The following is a 21,957-nucleotide window of genomic DNA, read 5'->3' on the forward strand; positions in this document are numbered from 1 at the left end:
TCAAACCTTCTCGGCAATCGTGTCGGGGCGCTGGCGGTCAAATATCTCATTCGCCCAGAGTAGCGAGACCATGATGCCGTCGCCGACATTGGTCACGTCATGGGTCCAGCCGGGAACCGTCTCGACGACGACGGGCGCCTCCGCACTGGTGCGTACCTCATGCACTTCGCCGGTCAACATATGGCGAAACCGGAAAAGCGCCTCGCCGTGGACGATCAGGAACTTCTCGGTCTTGGTGTGGTGATAATGGCCGCCCCGCGTCACGCCGGGCAGGGCGTTGAAATAGGAGAATTGCCCCGCATCCCTGGTCTTCAGCATTTCCGAGAATGCACCGCGCGGGTCGCGGTGGCTGGCGATCGGGTAGCTGAACTCCACCGGCGGCAGGTAGGAGACATAGGTGGCGTAGAGCGCCCGGATCAGGCCGCTGCCGACATTCTGGATCAGATTGTCGGCCCGGTCGTCGCGGAACCGTCGGACGATCTCCGCCACTGCGCCGACCGTGCTGTCATAAGCCGGCGCGACCACATGAAAGCCGGTGGCGAAAGCACCGGCATCAAGCAGGCTGATGAAAGCGTCGATGACATCGTCGATGTAGACCAACGTCAGCGGCGCCGCTGGGTTGTCGATGCGGATCGGCAGGCCGCGGGCGATGTTGTGGCAGAAGGTGGCAACTGCGCTGTTGTAGTTCGGGCGGCACCATTTGCCGAAAATATTGGGCAACCGATAGACGGCAACCGGCGCACCGGTGCGTTCCGCCAGGCTGAGTAAAACATCCTCCGCCGCCTTCTTGCTTTCGCCGTAGACGCCAGGCTCGACCGCCTTCGCGGAGGATGCGTAGAGGATCGGGATCGGCCGGCCGGCCGCTTCGACCGCATCGGCCAGCAGAGCGGCGGTGCCGCCATTGCCGGTGGCGAACTCGGCCGGGTCCGTGGGCCGGTTGACGCCGGCCAGATGGACGACCGCATCGGCCGCGCCGATCCGTTCCATCCAGTCCTGGTCGGTCGCGTCGCGCAGGATAGGCACGACGTCGAACCGCCCGGTTTCCTTCAGACGCAGTAGCAGATTCCGCCCGACGAAGCCCCCCGCGCCGGTGACCGCAATGGTGCGGCGGCCGCTCATTCAGTCACCCTCTGGCGTATCGGTCGGGTTTTCGCGGACGCGCTTGATATAATCGAGCCGCAGCAGCGTTTCCGCCATCTCGGCACGGTCGAGGATGCGGGTGTTGTGGGAATTGAAATCGGCATGTTCGGCAACCTCGGCGTTGCCGGTTTCTACGAATGCCGCGTAGTTCAGGTCGCGGTTGTCCGGCGGTACCCGGTAATAGGCGCCCTGGTCCTCCGCTACCGCCATCTCCTCGCGGCTGAGCAGCGTTTCGTAAAGCTTCTCGCCGTGGCGGGTGCCGATCACCTTCAATGGATGATCGGGGACGCCCATGACATCCTTCACCGCCTGTGCCAGCGTCTCCACCGTGGCGGCTGGCGCCTTCTGAACGAACAGATCGCCGTTGTTTCCATGTGCAAAGGCATGGAGCACCAAGTCGACCGCCTCGCCGAGCGACATCACGAAACGCGTCATTGCCGGGTCGGTGATGGTCAGCGGCTTGCCCCGCCGAATCTGGTCGACGAACAGCGGGATGACCGACCCGCGCGATGCCAGCACATTGCCGTAGCGTGTCCCGCAGATCACCGTCGCACCGCCGATCGCCAGGCGTGACTGCGCGATCATCACCTTTTCCATCAGCGCTTTGGAAATGCCCATCGCGTTGATCGGGTAGACTGCCTTGTCGGTCGACAGACAGACGACCCGCGCCACCCGGTTGGCGCGCGCCGCCTCCAGCACGTTGTCGGTGCCCATGACGTTGGTCTTGACCGCTTCCATCGGATGGAATTCGCACGACGGCACCTGCTTAAGCGCGGCAGCATGGAAGATATAATCGGCCCCCTGGGTCGCGCCGGCGATCGAACGGTAATCGCGCACGTCGCCCAGATAGTAACGCAAGCGCTTGTCCCGATAGAACAGGCGCTGATCCTCCTGCTTCTTCTCGTCGCGGCTGAAAATGCGGATTTCCCGAAACGGTTCAGCGATCAGCCTTTTCAGCACAGTCGATCCGAACGAGCCGGTCCCGCCGGTGATCAGGAGAATCTTGTCTTGGAACATGAGCATCCGCTTGTTTGACGACGATCGCGTCCGGATTTCCCCGCGCCTGGAAGGATAAGATCGAACGCCCTTGGCCATAGGTCGTCGCCCTTAACGGATCAAGTATACCGCCGCCGGAGCTGCACGCGACCAAGGCAAGCTGCCTCCACGATGCGCCTACCGACATTCCCAGCTGACAGGAGGGGCGCCTAGCGCGATCGATCCCAGGCGCCTACAGACCGGATCCGTAGCATGATGGTCTCACGAGAAGAAAATATGCCCAACCCGCCTATCGCGCCATGGCCAAGTTTCACCGCCGAAGAACAGGCGGCGGTATCGCGCGTGCTCGCTTCCAATCGCGTCAACTACTGGACCGGCGACGAAGGGCGCGTGTTCGAATGCGAATTCGCCAAATGGACCGGGACAGAATATGCCATAGCGTTGGCGAACGGCACCGTCGCGCTGGATCTGGCACTCCACGCGCTGAAAATTGGCCCCGGCGATGAGGTGATCGTCACCCCGCGCACCTTCATCGCGTCGATCTCGACGGTGGTGAATGCCGGCGCAACACCGGTATTCGCCGATGTCGACCAGGACAGCGGAAATATTTCCGCCGCAACGATCGAGCCAGCAATTACCGACCGGACGCGGGCTATCATACCAGTTCATCTGGGCGGGTGGCCGTGCGACATGAGCGCGATCATGGCTCTAGCCAAGCAGCACGACCTATTCGTCATAGAAGATTGCGCGCAGGCCCATGGCGCGATGGTCGGCAACCACATGGTCGGCTCGCTTGGCCATATAGGCGCGTGGTCGTTCTGCCAGGACAAGATCATGACTACCGGCGGCGAAGGCGGCATGGTGACCACCAATGATCGCGATCTCTGGTCGCGCATGTGGTCGTTCAAGGACCATGGCAAGAGTTGGGAGGCCGTGTACGAGCGCCAACATACCCCCGGTTTCCGCTGGCTGCACGAGAGCTTCGGCACCAACTGGCGGATGATCGAGATGCAAGCGGCCGTCGGCCGGATTCAACTGCTCCGCATGGAGGAGTGGACGAAACGGCGAACGGAGATTGCACATCGCTACTATAAAATGTTGAGATCATTCGCAAATTCCGTGCGAGTGCCGCTGCCAGCCGAAGGATTTACCCACGCTTATTATCGTTTCTATGCCTATGTGAAACCAAGCGGATTGAGGCCGGGTTGGAGCCGCGACCGTATTGTCGCTGAGGTAAACGCTCTTGGCGCACCCCTGTTTCACGGCAGCTGTTCGGAAGTCTACTTGGAAAAGGCCTTCGACGGCACGGGGGTACGTCCCGCAACTCCGCTGGCGAACGCCCATCAATTGGGCGAAACAAGCCTGATGTTCCTGACCCATCCGACGATGACTGAGGCTGACGTGGAGCGGGTCTGTGCGGCGACGAGCCAAGTCCTTATTGAAGCTAGCACCGGGGGCTGATCTGCGCTTTCTATCTCGAGAGGTTCTGCCGTGCCACTGACACCCAATGAAGGCGTCATTTCGCTGGCGCGGAGCCCCATGTCATGATCAGGGATTCAGTCACCCGCCGCGGCGCGCTTGGCGGATTGGTTGCTACCAGCGCAGTCACCGCCGCGCCGGCGGCCACTCCCGGTCGCGACGCTGCGGCCCGCCCGGGAAATACCCGGTCGATCGTCTCAGTCACGGATTTCGGCCTCTCCGGCAACGGCAAGACGCTTGATCAAAGAATCCTGCAGGCGGTGATCGACACCATGTCTGCCAATGGCGGTGGCAGCCTCCATTTCCCCGACGGCACTTATAACCTGGGAGGTGACACGCTTGTTCTGAGGAGCGGCGTATCGCTCATCGGCAATTCCGGCCGAACTAAATTACTGTATAACGGCACCGGCAGAGCCGTCATGCTCGATGACCGCCCGCGTGTTTACGGTGATCTGCGCTTCGAAAATTTCATTATTGATGGATCGGGAACAGATGCGCTCTTTTGTGCGACTGTCGATGCTTCCGCACTTGGCGGAGTAAACATCGATGTCCGTAACATAAAAATCAAAGGGAAATGGGTAAACGGCGCGACCTTCGCCAATCTTTACAACTCATCTATTTCCCGAATTTCCACGGACGGTGCGATCATATCGAACGCCTGCCATCGTATCATGGCCACCGTCAACGGAATGACCTTCCACGATCTTTATACGGGGGGAAGCAGAGGGCATAAATACAGTTACTATATCGATAACAGCGGTCAACTCGGTGCCCCTAATAACCTGCCCATCGGGCATGACATCGCACTTATCGGCTGCGTCGCCCAGGGTGGCCTATATGGCTTTTACATCCGGTCGGCCCGCAGTCTCAGCATCATCGCCCCATATACCGAGGAGGTGGCCAATCCTGTTGTCGTCGGTGAAGTCGGCGCGCCGCGAACCAGCAATGTTATCATCGACGGCGGCGGGCTGGGCGGCACAGACGATCCCACCCGGCCATATTTCGCCCAACGGGGACCGCGCATCCACGTCGAAAACGCCGAACACACCGTCATACGCAGCCTAGACTGCCGCCAAGGGTGCCGGTTGGTCGCTTTGGCTTTCAAAGGCGGCGGCGGCACCGGGGCGAGAGGGTGGGCATCAATCGGCAAAGACGGCAGAGTGAGCCATGCTGTCGTCACCTTTCCTGGGTCGGGCTATGTCCGTGCACCGATCGTTACCGAGCGGACGACAGGAAGCACCTATACCGCAATCTTAGATGACAGTCGGCAAGTCATTGGCGTCACGGTAAACGCCGTCGGGCAAACAAAGCTGGCCACCGCCTATCCGGCGATCGTCACCTACGGCAACCAGGTTCAGGGCCTGATCATCGACGCGCCCTATGCGCGCCTTCTCGATGTGGACGGCCGTCAATGCACCGACACGATGATTCCAGCGATCGCGCGACGGGCCTCTACCAAAGATTCAAGCGGCGGCCTTCTGGTCACCGGCGACTATCTCGGCATGAAGACGTTTGAAGTCGTCGACATTCGCAAGGTCGCTGGAACCGGCCACCGACACTTCGTATCGTGGCGAGATTCGGACGGCATCGAAAAGGGTTGGGTGTACGAGGTTCCGGTAGTGGCAGCACCGTAAGGCCGCCCTCCAATTCGTTCCGAAACGCTGAAAGTGATGGCCTCAACGAACAGGCGCCACCGCGACATTATCGATCCAGCCAATCAAGCGAATCGCGTCACGCGAACCCTCTGCCGACAACTTAATCCATTGAAACGGGCAGTCGGACGGTACGACGAACCTGGACCGGTGCGTGATCCAGCCCTTGGTCGATGCCGGCCACTGTAATGACGCGGCCGTATTTCCGGCGTTTTCGCACAACACAGACCATGTCAGATCCCAACCGCCGTCCGCTTCCTCCGCATAGCTGTCCGCAGACAGCGTATATGCTCCCGGTCGCAATGCCACGAGTTGACGCGCGATCACCGTGGCGAAGCCGCCATCCACCGAAAAGTTGAGCGCGCTATTGTCAGGCACGTCGGGTCGACGCGCACGCTCCGCCGTGGCCTTGTCATTTTCAGTAAGTTCCCACCGGAACGGCGCTAGTCCCCGCTGTTGGTCGAAGCCGCCGTCACGGACGCCGGCATGCCGCGCGCCCACAACCAAAGCGTCAAGCAGGGCGGCATTTTCCGGCATGTGAGCTGCGACCAGCCGCGTTACTAGCGTTTGCATACTGACCTCGCTCGGACGGCTTCCAACCGCATTCAACCGCATGAAAAAGCGCGTCGCATTAGGCAATGGCGTCGCGCGCGCCGCTACCAGCTGCTGAAAGCCAGAACTCCACCAGCGCTTGCGCGCGGCCAAGTCCGCGATCGGGACCACAAGTTGTGGGTCATCGAGCGCCGCGAGCAGAATCGGCGACAAGGTCGCCCAGCCTCGACTCGACGTGCTCATCGCCGCATCGAAATGCTCGAGGGCCCCGCGGACGTCATCGCGTGCCACATTGGCTTCGATCAACCAGAGCTCGGTGGCAAGATCACGCCGTGAAAGCCGATGAGCGTAGCGGAATATGCGATCCGCCGCCAACTTCTTCCCTGCTATGTCGGCCCCCAGCCCCAGGACATTATAGGCCGTCAAGACTGTCGAATCCCGTTGCAGGGCGGCGACTGCCAAGGCTTGGGCGACCGCTACCGTATCCGGCTTATCGGAAGCTCCGAGAAGCATTGCCCGTCCCAACGCAGCGGCCGCACGCGCATCGGCAGACCAAACAGCATGAGCAGCGGCGGGGTTAGTTCGCCATCGACTGTTGGATATGCCGGTTACGGCCACCAGCCACAGACACAGAATAGCAACCGGCACTACAACGAAGGCACGCAGTGCGACGCTGCGCGGTGCGATCACGTCCCAGGTTATGTCGCGATTGGGTTCAGCCATCCTTTCCGGTCTTTTTCTGGCCATAGCCGTAACCGTAATCGTAGCCATATCCGAAATGCGCATGCTTCTGGCTGAATTTCGTCAGGACGGCGCCCAGGATATGCGCCTGTGCATTTTGCAACCGCCCTACCGCCATCTTGCCAAGGCCCGCGCGAATTCCACGCGACTCGACCACAAAAATCGTCCCTGCGACTTTGCTGGCGATCAGCGGGGCGTCCGCAAGTCCCATAACTGGCGGCGCGTCGATAACAACATTGTCGTAATACTTCAGCGCCTCTGCGATGACCTGCTCTATGCGATCGCTAGACAACAACTCGGCTGCATTCGGAGGCGGCGGTCCTGCACTGACTACGGCCAGATTATCGATGCTGCTCTCGCGTATTACATCGACTAGTGTGGCGTTGCCCGACAACAGGCTGCTCAATCCTCTCTCGTTGTCGATTCCAACGCCAATATGTACCGACGGAGACCGCATGTCGCCGTCTATCAGCAATGTACGTCGGTGCAGCCTGGCCAGGCACTGAGCAATGGCAAACGCCGTCGTCGATTTGCCTTCCGCGGGCCGCGTCGAGGTTATCATCAAGCTACGTGGCACACCGTCGGCGGTCGAGAATTGGAGGCTTGTCTGGGCCGACATGTAGGCTTCGGAAATCGGTGACTTCCGGTCGCTTAGTGCATCCGCAACACTCAGACCATCATCGACACTAGGTATGGCCCCTAGAAGCGGTAGATTGAGTGTCGTCTCCAGATCGCCCGGGTCGGTTATAACCTCGTCGATCTGCTCCAGCACAAAAGCCAAACCGAAACCAATCGCCGCGCCGCCGACCAAGGCCAGGAGCAGGTTGATTAAAGGTCGTGGCCTGGACGGCCCTTCGGGAATTTCAGCTTCGTCGACAATAGAAATATTATTGGCACCGATGCCACCCGCGATGCCGATTTCCTTATAGCGCTGGAGAAGACCATCATATAGACTGCGATTGGTATCCACATCCCGCTGGTAAATATTGTACTGGATGCTGCGTCGCCGAAGATTGAGGAAGTTGTTCTTCAAAGTCTCAACCTGTCGCGCCATTGCGTCTTCACGGTCCACCGCTTCACGATATTGGGTCTGGATCGAATCCCGGATCCGCGCTTCTTCCCGAACTATACTGCGATCGAATTGCGCGATCTGTGCCTTAAGCGCTTGCACAGGTGGATAGCCGGGCTCGAATTGGCTCAACAGCTTTTCATAGTCGGCCGCCGCCTGCGCGCGCTCCTGTCGCAAGTTCGCAATAGCCGCTGTGGTCAAATCCTCAGGCAATGCTCGCGAAGACCGCGCTTGGCGCGCGCGACTCTCCGCAGCGACCCGTTCAGCCGTTGCCGCAGCAAGACCGGCATTGAATGCGGTCAGGTCGTCGGCCAGTAGGGGGCGCTCCGTGGACGGCACCTTGGGATCGGCACTCGCCGAACCAACACTGATGATCCGCTGATCTGCGGCGTAGGCCACCAGCTTGCGTTCGGATTCGTCCAGACGCGTACGCGTCTCGGTCAAACGCTCCTCAAGAAAGCGCCGGGCATAGGCGGTCGTCTCATAGCGCCGCTCGAGAGAGGATTCGATGAACAACTTTGCCCAAGCATTGGCCACGCGCGCAGAGAAAGCGGGATCGGGACTGGCGAAAGAAATGGAAACCAGCCGCGACAGACGGACAGGCGAAATCGAAATGTGATCGAGAAGGGTCTCGGCCGCGTCGCGGGCAACCGCGTCGTTCGCCCTGCGCTCGCCGGCGCCAGCCGCGACGGGTTGCTTGATCCCGAACATGTCGAGAAACGCCTGATTATTCGCCAGCCGCAAATCGCGCACGACCCGGTCAGCCAGCGAGCGCGACGCGAGCAACCCATACTGGGTCTGATAGAATTCCTGATCGGCGGCCGTGTTCTTGGGCTCAAGCCCGTCCATTTTCAGGATCTGCGCTTCTTCGCGCGCAATCTCCACCGTCACCGTGGCCGTATACATGCGCGTCATCAACAAGGTTACCGCCACGCCCATGAGCACAGCGACCAATATCGCGCCGATAATCACCCGCCGCCAGCGAACGATAATCCGCCAGTACTGCATCAGAAGCGGCAATGTCGGACCGTCGCGCACCTGCAGTAACAATGCTGGGGGCAAGGCAGAGGCGCCGTCGCGCGCAATCGTATCAGGCTTGTTCATGGACAGAAGGAAGCTCTCGTCGAAGAGGAGTTCATCGCCGATAGGCGATCAAAGTGACCAGCGGCGTCGTGATCAGCGGCGTGATTTTCAGTATCTCCGAGAACATTCTACGCGCCGGCGAATCGCCAACTACGACAATGTCGCTCGGATAAACCCGTGGGTCATCGTACACGCCTCTACGGATCGCATCGAGATCGTACAGCGCTGCGTACTGCTGGCCTTCAACCTTTCGGAACAAGACGACTTCACGCAACTTAGCAAACTCGCCCGCGCCTTTGGCTGAAGCCACCGCGCGCATCAGCGTCATTTCGCCGATCACAGGATAGATACCCGGCTCACGAACCTGCCCGTCCACGGTTATGACATTGCTTGCGTAATCAACGATGTTGACCGCCACCTGGGGGTTCCGAACATAGGTACGCAGCTTGTCTTCGATGAGAGCAGAAACCTGCGACGGCGTTTTGCCACCAGCGTCGATCGCCCCGGCAAGCGGAATCGCGACCCGCCCCCCCGCATCAACCTGGATTTCCTTGCTACTCAATTCCTCGAGACCCAACACTGTCACCGATATTTTGTCTAAAGGCCCGATGAGATAAACCTTCTCGCCATCGGTGCCGACATACTTCGGCGCGGGCAATTCGGTCGTATCCAGCACCTGTACCGCCGGCCCGCCCACCAGCGCCGGCCCCGTGGCGCATCCGGCCAGAGCCAAAGGCGCTGCAAACGACAACTTTAAAAAACGGGAAATCACTATGTTTCACATCTTTCTGCAGCAAGCGGGCGATGTAGACGGACGCGTCACTGTCGTAAAGCTACGAACACGCTCAACCGCCTCGTTCACGAGCCAAACACGCACCGGAAGACAGCCACAATGCCGAAATCGCTAATAACGCCGCAATGATAGGCGTTCGCGCTGGGTAATCGACAAAACTATGCAATAGAATCATGATAATAAAGATCGACGCAAGTCGCGCCATGCCCACGGTAAGCGAGCCTCTTCCTCCTCCGCGCCACACTCGCCAGCAGGCCAGGCCATAGAGGCCTACGGCCAGCGCAAGCAATAGGCCCGCTAGCGCACCGCCTTCTATGATTATTTCAAGAATATCGTTATGTGCATGATTCATATAAATTTCGGAAAGCGCGTCCTGCCGCTCCACAGCACGGTAAACTGAATCGAAACTTCCGAAACCGGCGCCTACGGGAAAGAACTGCTGGCCCAACGCGGCAAATTCGGGAAACAGGACCACACGCGCGTCTCCGCTGATCACTTCCGTCTTGAAACGATCGAGATTGCCGATCTGCGAAACAACGAACAGTAGGGCAATACCTCCTGCGACCGCGCTCCCGACCAACAGGCGCCGATCGACTCGCGCCAGCACACCTTCCCGCCACAACAACAAAATTCCCAGCCCCAGTCCCAAGCCGGTCAGGAGTACGCCTGAGCGTGACCCCGCCACCACGATCGAAACCAGTAGAAACAACAGGACGGCACCAGCAATAGCCCAACGCATCAACGGACTGAAGATACCGGCTAACCGACGCGTCGCGATCCACAACGTCAGCGGAATTCCAGTTGTCAGGAGCAGCGCATTATGATTGCGGTTGGCAAACAAGCCCGTACCCGTGTCAAAACTGGAAACGCGATAGAGACGCAGTGGGCTGGTCGGCCCCTCCGCGAATTGGAACACGGCCATTACACCGGTTACCAGAGCAAGCCCTGCCACCCCGGCCAGCACCCAATCCCGCCGCACCCGCCCCAGCCATGCCGCCGCAACCAGCGCCGCAAACGGCGGAAAAATCGCGAGCAGGCTGTTGATCGTCAGGTCCGGCGTCAGGCTGATTGGGCGCCAGGGCTGTTCGATACCGATAACGCCGGCCGCTTCGGCATACAGGCTCCGTCCGGGCATCGCCGTCCACCATTGCGGCGGCAGTGGAATGAGTTGCACGGCCATGATCGCGGCTAGCGCGGCTAGCAGCAGGAATGGCTGCCGCATGTCGCGCCAGCACTCGCGCGGGAATACCACCAACGTGGCGGCCAATGCGACAATGGCCGTAGCGCGCACAAACATCTGCGACGCGGCGTCGGCGCGTGACGCGCCGCCGCCGAACATGAGCATCACAAAAAATACGGTGATCGCGGCAACCGGAAGCCAGAAAGACAGCCTTCCTACTGACCATTTGATCTGGAACGATTTTTTCCGGTGTCTGGACATATGTCAGTTAGGCGTCCTGTTGCGTGTGCATTCACCCATTCACGGTCGGGCGTCTAGTATTGAAGTGGCATTAGCGTCCTGATCCCACGCCGTAAACTCCACGGCAGACCGCTCTTAGCCCTTGTTAATCCCGCTCGGCTATGCACCGATGCCGCATGCGTAAAATCCTCGTCCTGTTCGGCACGCGGCCTGAGGCAATCAAGCTGTTTCCGGTGGTCGATGCCCTGCGCGGCCGGCGCGGCGTTACGGTGCGCACGCTGGCCAGCGGCCAGCATCGGGCGATGCTCGATCAGGTGCTCGCCGTCGCCGGCCTCGTGCCCGACATCGACCTGGACCTGATGCGGCCGGGCCAGAGCCTTGAGGCGCTAACCGCGCGGCTGTTGACCGGGATCGGCGGAGTCCTCGATACCGAAAAACCCGACCGGGTGATCGTTCAGGGCGACACCGCTACTGCGATGGTTGGCGCGCTCACGGCCTACTATCGCAAGCTGCCGGTGTCACATGTCGAGGCAGGATTGCGCAGTGGCAACATCCATCACCCGTGGCCTGAGGAGGTTAACCGCCGGATCATTTCGACGATCGCCGACCAGCACTTTGCGCCGACCGAGACCGCCGCCGCGGCACTGCGCCGCGAGAATATCGCGCCGGAACGGATCCACGTCACCGGCAACACCGTGATCGACGCGCTGCTCGCCACCCGCGCGCGGATCGCGGCCGATCCTGCGCTCGCCGCCGGACTCGACCCGCTCGTCGCCCGCTTCGCCGGCCGGCGGGTCGTTGCGGTCACCAGCCATCGGCGCGAGAATTTCGGCAACGGAATGGCCGACATCGCCGCGGCGATCCGCGGCGTCGCCGCGCGGCTGGACTGCGCTGTCATCTTCCCCCTCCACCCGAACCCCAACGTCCGCGGAGTGATGGAGCGGGTACTCGGCGATCTGCCGAATGTCGCGCTGGTCGATCCGCTCGACTACCCCCATTTCGTCCGCCTGCTGGACATCGCCGACATCGTTCTGACCGACAGCGGCGGCGTGCAGGAGGAGGCGCCGGCGCTCGGCAAGCCGGTGCTGGTCATGCGCGAGACGACGGAGCGGCCGGAGGGCATTGCCGCCGGCACCGCCCGCCTCGTCGGCACCGACACGGACCGGATCGTCCACGAGATATTTACCCTGCTGGACGACAAGGCGGCCTACGCCAGCATGGCCCGCGCGCATAATCCATTCGGCGACGGCCATGCCAGCGAACGTATCGCGAGGATCGTCGCCGATGAGTCTGGATCGTCCGCCTAGCGTCTGCGTCGTCGGCCTCGGCTATATCGGCCTGCCGACGGCAGCGCTGATCGCCCGGTCCGGGGCGCCGGTGGTCGGCGTCGACGTCGCGCCGGCAGTAGTCGACACGGTCAATTCCGGCCGCATCCACATCGAGGAGATCGATCTGGCGGGGCTGGTCCAGGGCGTTGTCGAACGCGGCCTGCTGCGCGCAGCGCTGGCGGTCGAGCCGGCCGACGTGTTCGTCATCGCCGTGCCGACGCCACTCGGTGCCAATCACGTACCCGATACCAGCCATATCCTCACCGCCGGCCGGGCGATCGCGCCAGTGTTGAAGCCGGGCGACATGGTCATCCTCGAATCGACATCGCCGGTCGGCACCACGGAGGCTCTGCGCGACCTGCTGGCACGGCTGCGGCCGGACTTGCGGGTGCCGGGCCATGCCGGCGACGGCGCCGACATCGCCATCGCCTATTGCCCGGAACGGGTGCTGCCCGGCCGTATTCTGGTCGAGCTGATCGACAACGACCGCTGCATCGGCGGCATCACCCCACGTTGTGCGCGCAAGGCGCTGACCTTCTATCGCCGCTTCGTGCGCGGCCAGTGCGTGACGACGACGGCGCGCACCGCCGAAATGGTCAAGCTGACCGAAAACGCCTTCCGCGACGTCAACATCGCCTTCGCCAACGAACTGTCGCGCGTCGCCGACACGACCGGGCTGGATGTGTGGGAAGTGATCCGCCTCGCCAACCGCCACCCGCGCGTCAACATTCTGCAACCCGGCCCCGGCGTCGGCGGTCACTGCATCGCGGTCGACCCGTGGTTCATCGTCCACGGCGCGCCGGACGACACGCCGCTGATCCGCGCCGCGCGCGCGGTGAACGACGGCAAGACCGACCATGTCATCGCCCGCGCCACCGCGATGATAGAAGCGCATCCGGGCGCCGGCGTCGCCTGCTTCGGCCTGGCGTTCAAGGCGAATATCGACGATTTCCGCGAAAGCCCGGCGCTGAAGGTCGCCACTCATGTCGCCGCCCGCTTCGGCCCGCGCATCCATGTCGTCGAACCGCATATCGACGCGCTGCCAGCCGCCTTCGCCGGCACTGGCGCGCGGCTCTGCGACATCGACCGGGCACTGATCGACTGCGCGCTGCTGATCGTGCTGGTCGACCACGACGTGTTCCGCTCCGTCCCACTCGACGAACGGGCCGACAAGATCGTCTACGACACCCGCGGCATCTGGCCGGACCAGCCGAAACGCGCGGAAGGCACACCGGCGCTGAAGCTGGCGGGGTAAGCGCCGGGCCCCACCCCCTACCCCAACCGCGCCAGCGCGGCTTCCAGCCGCTCGACTTCCGCCGCCTTTTCCGCGTGGTCGGCACGGGCCTTGTCGACCGCTTCCGGCTTCGCGCGTTCGACGAAGGCGGGGTTGGCGAGGCGGGCGGCGAGGCTGTCGCGTTCCTTCGCGGCGGCGTCGCGCGTCTTGGCCAGCCGGGCGCGCTCGCCGGCCAGGTCGACGACATCGCCGATGGGCAGTACGTAGGTCGCCTCGTCGACGACGATCTGCAGCGCGCCGGCGGCATCGGCGGCGCCATGACTGACTTCGGCGATGCGGGCGAGGCGGGCGATCGCCGCCGCCTGCCGCTCCAGCCGCTCCGCGGTCAGCGCCGATGCATCCTGCACCACTGCCGACAGCCGCGCGCCCGGCGGCACGCCCAGTTCGGTGCGGGCGGCGCGGATCTCGCCGACCAGCCGGATCAGCCAGTCGATCTCCGCCGCTGCGTCGGTGTCGTCGGTGCCGGCGCCGCCCTCCACCAGCGGCCATCTGGCGATGATGATCGGGTAGGCGCGCGTGCCCAGCGCGTTCCACAATTCCTCGGTCACGAACGGCATGAACGGGTGAAGCATGACCAGAATCTGGTCGAGCACCCAGCCGGCGACCGCCTTTGTCTCGTCGTCGATCTGGCCCTTGATCAGCTCCAGATACCAGTCGCAGAACCGGTTCCAGACGAAATGGTAGATCGCGTTCGCCGCCTCGTCGAAACGCAAATCCGCCAGCGCCGCGTCGAGCGCGCGGACCGTCGCCAGCGTCTCGGCGATGATCCAGCGGTTGACGGTCAGCGCCGCCGCCGGCGCACGCAATGTCGCCGACGCGCCGATGCCGTTCGCCTGGCAGAAACGCGCCGCGTTCCACAGCTTGGTCGCGAAGTTGCGGTAGCCCTCGACCCGCTTTTCATCGAGCTTGATGTCGCGCCCCTGGCTCTCCATCGCCGCCATGAAGAAGCGCAGCGCATCGGCGCCATACTGGTCGATCAGGCCGAGCGGATCGACGACATTGCCCTTGGACTTGGACATTTTCTGCCCGTCCGCCGCGCGCACCAGCCCATGCAGGTAGAGCCGCTTCCACGGCACATCTTTCATGAACTGGATGCCCTGCATCGCCATGCGCGCATCCCAGAAGAACAGGATGTCGAAGCCGGAAATCAGCAGGTCGTTCGGATAGTGCTTGGCGAGCAGCGGCGCGGTCGCCTCATCGTCCGGCCAGCCCAGCGTCGCGAAGGGCCAGAGCGCGGAGGAGAACCAGGTGTCAAGCACGTCTTCATCGCGCCAGATGGACAATTCGGACGTGAAGAGAGATCGCGTCAATCCCTTTGCAAAGTCATTCGCAATGCCAACATCGCTTGGATCGACGCCGTAGTAATCTCCCGCCAGTTTTCGTGCTGTGGCCTCGTCCTCGGCGACGAACGTTTCAAATTCGCCGGTCTTGTTATCATATTCAATGCCGCCCTCGGCACGCCGCTTCGGCCCATACCACGCCGGAATCCGGTGGCCCCACCAGAGCTGGCGGGAGACGCACCAGGGCTGGATGTTCTCCATCCAGTTGAAATAGGTCTTTTCCCACGTCTTGGGCACGATCTCGATGGCGCCCGAACGCACCGCCTCCATCGCCGGCTTGGCCAGCGTCGCGGCGTCGACATACCATTGGTCGGTCAGCCACGGCTCGATGACCACGCCGGAACGGTCGCCATAGGGAGTCTGGATCGTGCGCGGCTCCGCATCCTGTTCGACCGGGTTGCCGTCCTTGTCCTTGGCCACATGCGGGATGAGGAAACCCTGCTCCTTCATCCGCTCGACGACCAGCGCCCGCGCCTCGAACCGGTCAAGGCCGAGGAAGGCGTCGGGCACCAGCCCGTCCGCCGTCTGCACCACCCGGGCATCGGCATCGAGCATGTTGAGCATTTCGCCCGGCTTGATCCCGGCGCGCTTGCCGACCTCGAAGTCGTTGAAGTCGTGCCCCGGCGTGATCTTGACCGCGCCGCTGCCCAGTTCGGGATCGGCATGCTCGTCGGCAACGATGCGGAACCGGCGGCCGGTGATTGGCTGCAAAATCTCCTTGCCAATCACGCTGGCATAGCGCGGGTCCGCCGGGTTCACCGCCACTGCCATGTCGGCCAGCATCGTCTCCGGCCGGGTGGTCGCGACTTCGATGTAGTCGCGCCCGTCATCCAGCCGCACGCCGTCGGCCAGCGGATAGCGGAAGTGCCAGAAACCGCCCTTCACCTCGCGCGTCTCGACCTCCAGATCGCTGATCGCGGTTTTCAGGCCGGGGTCCCAGTTGACCAGCCGCTTGTCGCGGTAAAGCAGGCCCTGCCGGTGCAGGTCGACGAACACCTTCACCACCGCGCGGGTGAAATGCGGGTCCATGGTGAACTGTTCGCGGCTCCAGTCCATCGAACAGCCGAGGCGGCGGAGCTGGCCGGTAATCGCGCCGCCGCTTTCCGCCTTCCATTCCCACACCTTGTCGATGAACTGGTCGCGGGTGAAATCGGTGCGCTTCTGCCCCTGCGCGTTCATCTGCCGCTCGACCACCATCTGCGTCGCGATGCCGGCATGGTCGGTGCCGACCACCCACAGCGCATCCTTGCCGCGCAGCCGCTCGTAGCGGACCATGACGTCCTGCAACGTGTTATCCAGCGCATGGCCGATGTGGAGCGAACCGGTGACGTTGGGCGGCGGGTTGACGATGGTGAACGGCACCGCGCCGGGCCGGTCGGGGCGGAACAGCCCTTCCTTTTCCCAGCGCGCATACCAGTGCGCCTCGATGGCGGCGGGGTCGAAGGTCTTGGCAAGCTCGGTCATAGGCGCTGTGCCTTAGACGAGGGAGCCGGGCCGGGCCAAGCGGGCGCGTCGAATTATCCGCACGCCCGCCCCCGCCCTACCGCGCCGGCTTCAGCCATTTGGCGAACCAGTCGAACGTCTCGCCATACCACTGGACGCTGTTCTTCGGCTTCAGGATCCAGTGGTTCTCGTCCGGGTAGACCACCAGCCGCGACGGCACCGCGCGCCGCTGGGCGGCGGTGAAGGCGGCGATCCCCTGGGTATAGGGAATGCGGAAATCCTTCTCGCCGTGGATGATCAGCATCGGCGTCTTCCACGCGGTGACGTGGTTGACCGGGTTCCATTTTTCATACTCGGCGGCCTGCTCGAAATAGGGGCCGCCATGCTCCCATTCGTCGAACCACAACTCCTCCGTCTCATAGGCCATGGCCCGCGCGTCGAACACGCCGGCATGGACGACAAGGCATTTGAACTGGTCCGGCCAGGTGCCGGCGATCCAGTTCATCATATAGCCGCCATAGGAGCCGCCGGCGGCGCAGGCATTGGCCGGGTCGACCGCCGGGAATTTCGCCGCCGCCGCCGCAAGGCCCAGCTTCAGGTCCTCCAGCGGCTTGCCGCCCCAGTCGCGGTTGATGCTGTCGGTGAACGCCTGGCCGTATCCGGTCGAGCCGTGGAAATCGATGCTGACCACCGCATAGCCGGGGGCCGCGAACAGCATCGGGTTCCAGCGATAGGACCATCCGTCGGCAAAGCTGCCCTGCGGCCCGCCATGGACCAGCATCACCGTCGGCAGCTTCGCCGTCGCCCCGGCCGGCGCGACCAGCCAGCCGCTGACCGTGTCGCCATTGGCGCCGGGAAAGGTGAAGCGCTGTACGGTCGGCACATCGATCCCGGCCAGCTTCGCGGCGTTGACGTCGGTCAGCCGCACCGCCTGCCCTTTCGCCGACACGCGGTAGAAATCGGCGGGCGCCGTCATCGTGTCGAGGGAGACGATCGCGCCGCCGTCCGGCGTCGGCAGCACACCGGCGGCGTGGCCGCGCTGGGTCAGCCGCGTCACCTTGCCGTCAGCCACGCTCACCCTGAACAGCGGCGAATCGAGGTGGTCGCCCGCCGTCACCAGCAGGCTCCTGCCGTCGGCCGCCCAGGCGATCGAGTCGACCGACCGGTCCCAGTCGGGAGCCAGCGCGCGGACCTCGCCGGTCGTCAGGTTACGCAGGTGCAGCGCCAGCCGGTCCGCTTCGTAGGTCGGCCGCGCCATCGCGGCATAGGCCAGCCATTGGCCGTCCGGAGACACGGCGGGCAGGCTATCCATCGCCTTGTTGGCTTCGGTCAGGTTGACTGGCCCGCCGCTGCCGTCGGCCGGCGCGGCGAAGATGTCGAGGTTGGTCGACAGCGGCTCGATCCGTCCCGCCTCGCGCAGGGTGAAGAACAGCGTCTGACCGTCGGCGCTCCACGCCAGTTCCTCCGCCCCGCCGTAGGGCTTGGACGGCGAATCGCCGATCAGCGGCCCGGCCACCGCTTTCGCCGGCCCGCCGGCGAGCGGCTGGACATAGACGCGCTGGCGCACGCCCGGCGTCGCCCAGGTATCCCAGTGGCGGACGAACAGTTGGTCGTATGTTCTACCGCTGCCGTTTTCGGCTTTCGCCGCCGCCGAACAAGGCAGCGCCGCACAGTGGGTTGAGCTATCCGCCCAAATCGCGACGCGATCGCCCTTCGGCGACAGCAGGAAACCCGCCAGGTCGACGGCATGGCGCGTCACCTGTTCCGGCGCGCCGCCGGCCGCCGCCATCCGCCATAGCTGGTCGCTGCCCGACGCGTCGGTCAGGTAGTAGATCCACGCTCCATCGGCGGAAAAAGCCGGGTCATGCGCATTCTTGCCGGCCACCGTCGCCAGCCGCGCCGGCGCCGCGCCCTTCGCCGTCAGGTCGAGCGACCACAGGCTGGTCACCCCCTTGTTGGCGGCAAGGTCGGTTTCGCGCTGCTGCCAGACCAGCCGGCGGCCGTCGGGGGAGAGGGTTGCGGTGCCAATCCGGCTGAGGCCAGCGAGATCGGTGGCGGTCATCGGCCGGGCGGTGGCGACGGCGGACGGAAGGGCGAGCCCACACAGGGCCGCGAGCATGATCCTGTTCATGCCAAAGGTTTAGCACCGCCGGCGGCGCGCGCAATCGCGCCGGTGCGGGCTTACGGGCGGTCGCCGGAAATCCGGGCGATCTCCTTCGCCACCATCGCCTCGACGATGCGCGGCAGGTTGGCGTCGAGCCATTCCTTCAGCATCGGCCGCAGCATGTCGCGAACCAGCCCCTCCAGGCTGTTTTCCGGCGCATCGTCCTCGGCCCGGACCTTCAGCCGCGCCAGGCTGGCGAGCGCGTTGCGGCTGGCGCTGGCCACCGCGGCGGAGACGATATCCTCTTCCGCCACCGGATCGGTGGCGGCCGATTCGGGCGGATTCGCCAGTGGGGCCTTGGCGGCGGGGGCCTCCGGCTCGGCCGCGTCGACGGCGTCGGTCAACTCAAGCACTTCCGCCTCGGGCGTCGGGCGGGGCTGGCTAACCGCTTGTTTCGGCGTCTTTGCCGACGATTTGCGACGGGGAGCGGGCGCATCGTCCTCGGCGATGATGCGCTTGATGGAGGACAGGATCTCCTCCATCGAAGGTTCGTGGCTGATATGCCCCATCGGCGCGTTTACCCTATTTGGCAGGCGTCGGGGCTGTTTCCGGATTTTGAGAGGGCGTGTCAACGGTGCGCGTCGCCACAGGCTGCGGCGTCTTGCCGGAGTCCCAGTCCCAGATCGCGTGGCTGACCCGCCGGTAATTGGCGGTCGGGTCGTAGAGCGCGGTGCCGCCGTCGAGGGCAAGGTCGCGCGCCTCCGCCCGGCCCATCGCCGCCAGCAGGGCGAAGCCGGCGACATAGGCGTCACGCCGGGCGGAGACGAGCTGCACCTGCGCGTTCAGCAATTCCTGCTCGGCGTTCAGTATGTCGAGGATCGTGCGGTTGCCGACGCTGTTTTCGGCGCGGACGCCTTCCAGCGATAGGGTGTTGGCGCTGACCGCGACCTGCGAGGATTCGATCACCTCCAGCGACGACCGCCAGCTGGCGAAGGCGGCGCGGGTCTGGGCGACGACGTCGCGCTCGACCGCGATCGCATTCTCGATCGCCTGGCCGGACCGCGCCTGCGCCTGGCGGACCAGCGCGCTCGGCCGCCCGCCCTGGAAGATCGGGATCGTCGCCGACACGCCGACCGTCGCGCTCTTGGTGTCGATCGTCCGACCGCCGCCGGGGATGCTGTTCAGATAGTCGTTATAGCCGCCGCTCGCCACCGCCGACACGCGCGGCAACCAGCTCGATTCGGCGGCGTTGATGTCATAGCCCGATGCCTGCCGCTCCTTGTTGGCGGCGAGCAGATCGGGATTTTCGGCGATCGCCACGTCGACCGCCGAATCGGGATCGGCCGGCAGGTCGGGCAGCGGCGGCGGCGGCTCCAGATCGCTCGGCACGTCGCCGACCAGCTTGATGTAATTCTCGCGGCTGGCGATCAACCGGGCCTGGGCGCCGCGCAGGTCGCTCTGCGCGATCGCCAGCCGCGCCTCCGACTGGGCAACGTCGGTGCGGGTCAGGTCGCCGACCTCGAAGCGGTCTTTCGCCGCCTGCAGGTTGACCTCCAGCACCTTCACATTCTCGCGGTTCAGCCCGACGATCGCGCGGTCGCGGATCACGTCCATATAGGCGGCGACGGTCTGGCTGAACACGCTCGCCTCGGTCGCGCGCAGCGCCTCCACCCCGGCCTCGACCCGCGTCCTGGCGGCGCGCACCGCGTTGCGCACCGCGCCGCCCTGGTAGATCGGCACCGCCAGCTGGACATTGCCGGTCAACGCGCGGGCCGGGTTGTTGGCGGTCAGGCCGCCGCCGGAAACCACCGCCGTGTTCGACAGATACTCGTCGTAATTCACCGACGCCTGCGCGCTCGGCAGGCCGTCGGCGCGGGCAATCGGCACATTCTCGTCATTTGCGCGCTGGCCGGCGCGCGCACCGGTCAGGATCGGGTTATGGGTATAGGCCTTGATCAGCGCGTCGCGCAGCGTTTCCGCCGCGGCGGGCGCCGTCAGGCCGAACAGCGCGATCGAAACGCCTGTCAGCAAGGAAACACGCCGGATCATAGGCACCTGCTCAGAAACGGAAGATCGGCGGCTTGTCGAAGCCGGGAAGAAGGACGGTATCGGCATCGGCGAACGCATCGAGGCCGAATCCCGTTCCGCCACGCCGGCCGATCGCCAGCCGGGTGACCCCATCCTCGACGAGGCCGGTGACCAGCCGCCCGTCATCGGCAAGCTGGGCGACCAACGCCTCCGGCACCTCGGCAACGGCGCCGTCGATGACGATCAGGTCGTAAGGCGCGCCGGCGCCGTGCCCAGCGGCCAGCGCCCCGGTGACGACCGCGACATTGGCGGCATCGGCCAGCGCCGCCTTCGCCTGCGCCGCCAGCGCCGCGTCCGCCTCGACCGCGACGACCCGCGCCGCCAGCCGGGCGAGCACCGCCGCGCCATAGCCCGTCGCCGCGCCGATCAGCAGCACGGAGTCGGTCGGCGCCACCTCGGCCCGGGTCAGCAGCCGGCCAAGCGCCATCGGCGGGTTCAGAGCCCGGCCGTCGCCCAGCCGGATCGCGGTATCGACATAGGCGATCGCCGCCCGCTCCGCCGGCACGAAGCGCTCGCGCGGCACCGCGTCCATCGCCGCTATCACCCGCGGATCATCGACCGCGTTCGGGCGCAGCTGAGAGGCGACCATCGCCTGGCGCATCGCGTGGAAATTCTGCTCGGTCATCTCGACCCCTTCGTCGCACAACTGTTTTAGTCATGCAATACACTATTGTCGACGCCCGCTTCTATCCAGTCCCGCCGCCGCCGCCAAGCGCGCTTTCGCCAAAGTGCCCGCCACGGCACCGAAAAAGCGCAGGGAACGCCATCGTCGTGCCGATCCGGCCGGCGGCCTCCAGCCCCGACCCGGCGCCAAGCGAGCGGACGGGCGGAACGGCCGACGGCGCGAGCGGTTGAGAGAACAGGCGTGCGGCAGCAATCGGAGGTGAGACATGGCCGACCAGATCGACGACATCAGCGGCACCGGCATGGAGCAGATCAAGATCGCGATGAACACATTCTACCTGTGCCTTGATTACGCGATGCGATTCATCACGGCCCACGAAGGGGCGGACGCCGCCGAAACCTTCAAGCGCCAGATGATACACCGGTTGAAAAGCGGCGACATCAACATGGCGCTGCTGGAAGAATCGAAAACCTTCGACCTCGTCATCGCCAAGGTCGAGGCGCTAGCGGCACCGGCCTGAAGCACCACAGCGTGAAGAAGGCGGAGGTGCGGCCCTCCGGCTTCGGCATGGCCTACGCCCGGTCGTGGCGGCTTCCCGCCGCCCCGGTGGCGGACGGCGCAACGGAAGCGCCCGGAATGGGGCGGAACAGAGCCGAAACTGGAAACCGCTCCGGATTTCCGTGAAAACTCCCGGTTGACAGCGCGCACGGAACCAAGGAAACGCGCCGTTCCGGCCCGATGGCGGAGTGGTTACGCAGAGGACTGCAAATCCTTGCACGCCGGTTCGATTCCGGCTCGGGCCTCCACTCT

At 64.1% G+C, this 21,957-nt stretch carries 16 protein-coding genes and 1 tRNA gene; 6 read left to right on the forward strand and 11 right to left on the reverse strand.

Annotated elements, in window-relative coordinates; translation table 11 throughout:
* Positions 1 to 1,119: a UDP-2-acetamido-2,6-beta-L-arabino-hexul-4-ose reductase gene (gene wbjC / locus E4A53_RS00390; protein WP_136161137.1), complete on the reverse strand. Its 1,119-nt coding sequence runs from the start codon at positions 1,117 to 1,119 to the stop codon at positions 1 to 3.
* The gene (locus E4A53_RS00395) at positions 1,120 to 2,163 is read right to left on the reverse strand and encodes a polysaccharide biosynthesis protein (RefSeq protein WP_275401782.1); all 1,044 of its coding nucleotides are present in this window, start codon (positions 2,161 to 2,163) and stop codon (positions 1,120 to 1,122) included.
* Between the two features lie 225 nt (positions 2,164 to 2,388).
* Between E4A53_RS00395 and E4A53_RS00400 the strand changes: the two genes are divergently transcribed.
* Positions 2,389 to 3,597 carry a DegT/DnrJ/EryC1/StrS family aminotransferase gene (locus E4A53_RS00400; RefSeq protein WP_239018060.1) on the forward strand — a complete coding sequence of 403 codons (1,209 nt, stop codon included), beginning with the start codon at positions 2,389 to 2,391 and terminating at the stop codon, positions 3,595 to 3,597.
* Between the two features lie 83 nt (positions 3,598 to 3,680).
* Complete coding sequence (locus tag E4A53_RS00405; RefSeq protein ID WP_136161138.1) at positions 3,681 to 5,249, forward strand: glycosyl hydrolase family 28-related protein; 1,569 nt, start codon at positions 3,681 to 3,683, stop codon at positions 5,247 to 5,249.
* A 42-nt stretch (positions 5,250 to 5,291) separates the two neighbouring features.
* On the opposite strand, the gene E4A53_RS00410 is transcribed toward E4A53_RS00405, so the two are convergent.
* From E4A53_RS00410 to E4A53_RS00425, 4 genes are all read right to left on the reverse strand, one after another.
* A complete protein-coding gene (locus E4A53_RS00410; protein WP_136161139.1) occupies positions 5,292 to 6,542 on the reverse strand; it encodes a hypothetical protein in 1,251 nt (416 codons plus the stop codon).
* Complete coding sequence (locus tag E4A53_RS00415; protein WP_136161140.1) at positions 6,535 to 8,733, reverse strand: GumC family protein; 2,199 nt, start codon at positions 8,731 to 8,733, stop codon at positions 6,535 to 6,537. The genes E4A53_RS00410 and E4A53_RS00415 overlap by 8 nt, the downstream gene beginning before the upstream one ends.
* A gap of 31 nt (positions 8,734 to 8,764) precedes the next feature.
* Entirely contained in the window at positions 8,765 to 9,484 is a 720-nt protein-coding gene (locus E4A53_RS00420; protein ID WP_239018061.1) for a polysaccharide biosynthesis/export family protein, read from the reverse strand.
* A 73-nt stretch (positions 9,485 to 9,557) separates the two neighbouring features.
* Positions 9,558 to 10,946, reverse strand: coding sequence for an O-antigen ligase family protein (locus E4A53_RS00425; protein WP_136161141.1), 1,389 nt, complete (start codon positions 10,944 to 10,946; stop codon positions 9,558 to 9,560).
* Positions 10,947 to 11,101: 155 nt separating this feature from the next.
* Here E4A53_RS00425 and wecB point away from each other — a divergent pair, with 155 nt between their 5' ends.
* Positions 11,102 to 12,232 carry a non-hydrolyzing UDP-N-acetylglucosamine 2-epimerase gene (gene wecB / locus E4A53_RS00430; protein WP_206366180.1) on the forward strand — a complete coding sequence of 377 codons (1,131 nt, stop codon included), beginning with the start codon at positions 11,102 to 11,104 and terminating at the stop codon, positions 12,230 to 12,232.
* Positions 12,210 to 13,508 carry a UDP-N-acetyl-D-mannosamine dehydrogenase gene (gene wecC / locus E4A53_RS00435; protein ID WP_136161143.1) on the forward strand — a complete coding sequence of 433 codons (1,299 nt, stop codon included), beginning with the start codon at positions 12,210 to 12,212 and terminating at the stop codon, positions 13,506 to 13,508. Before wecB ends, wecC begins: the two co-directional genes overlap by 23 nt.
* Before the next feature lie 17 nt (positions 13,509 to 13,525).
* On the opposite strand, the gene E4A53_RS00440 is transcribed toward wecC, so the two are convergent.
* From E4A53_RS00440 to E4A53_RS00460, 5 genes are all read right to left on the reverse strand, one after another.
* Positions 13,526 to 16,351 carry a valine--tRNA ligase gene (locus E4A53_RS00440; protein ID WP_136161144.1) on the reverse strand — a complete coding sequence of 942 codons (2,826 nt, stop codon included), beginning with the start codon at positions 16,349 to 16,351 and terminating at the stop codon, positions 13,526 to 13,528.
* Positions 16,352 to 16,427: 76 nt separating this feature from the next.
* Entirely contained in the window at positions 16,428 to 18,461 is a 2,034-nt protein-coding gene (locus E4A53_RS00445) for a S9 family peptidase (protein WP_136161145.1), read from the reverse strand.
* A 50-nt stretch (positions 18,462 to 18,511) separates the two neighbouring features.
* The gene (locus tag E4A53_RS00450) at positions 18,512 to 19,003 is read right to left on the reverse strand and encodes a DUF2497 domain-containing protein (RefSeq protein ID WP_136161146.1); all 492 of its coding nucleotides are present in this window, start codon (positions 19,001 to 19,003) and stop codon (positions 18,512 to 18,514) included.
* Between the two features lie 13 nt (positions 19,004 to 19,016).
* Positions 19,017 to 20,483 carry a TolC family outer membrane protein gene (locus tag E4A53_RS00455; protein WP_136161147.1) on the reverse strand — a complete coding sequence of 489 codons (1,467 nt, stop codon included), beginning with the start codon at positions 20,481 to 20,483 and terminating at the stop codon, positions 19,017 to 19,019.
* Positions 20,484 to 20,493: 10 nt separating this feature from the next.
* Complete coding sequence (locus tag E4A53_RS00460; RefSeq protein ID WP_136161148.1) at positions 20,494 to 21,147, reverse strand: protein-L-isoaspartate O-methyltransferase family protein; 654 nt, start codon at positions 21,145 to 21,147, stop codon at positions 20,494 to 20,496.
* Positions 21,148 to 21,412: 265 nt separating this feature from the next.
* Between E4A53_RS00460 and E4A53_RS00465 the strand changes: the two genes are divergently transcribed.
* Both E4A53_RS00465 and E4A53_RS00470 read left to right on the forward strand, forming a co-directional pair.
* On the forward strand, positions 21,413 to 21,667 hold the full coding sequence (locus tag E4A53_RS00465) for a hypothetical protein (RefSeq protein ID WP_136161149.1): 255 nt from the start codon (positions 21,413 to 21,415) through the stop codon (positions 21,665 to 21,667).
* 212 nt (positions 21,668 to 21,879) lie between these two features.
* Positions 21,880 to 21,953, forward strand: a tRNA-Cys gene (locus tag E4A53_RS00470).
* Positions 21,954 to 21,957: the final 4 nt, after the last annotated feature.

The sequence above is a fragment of the Sphingomonas flavalba genome, assembly GCF_004796535.1.
In the GTDB taxonomy this organism is placed as follows: Bacteria; Pseudomonadota; Alphaproteobacteria; order Sphingomonadales; family Sphingomonadaceae; genus Sphingomonas_L; species Sphingomonas_L flavalba.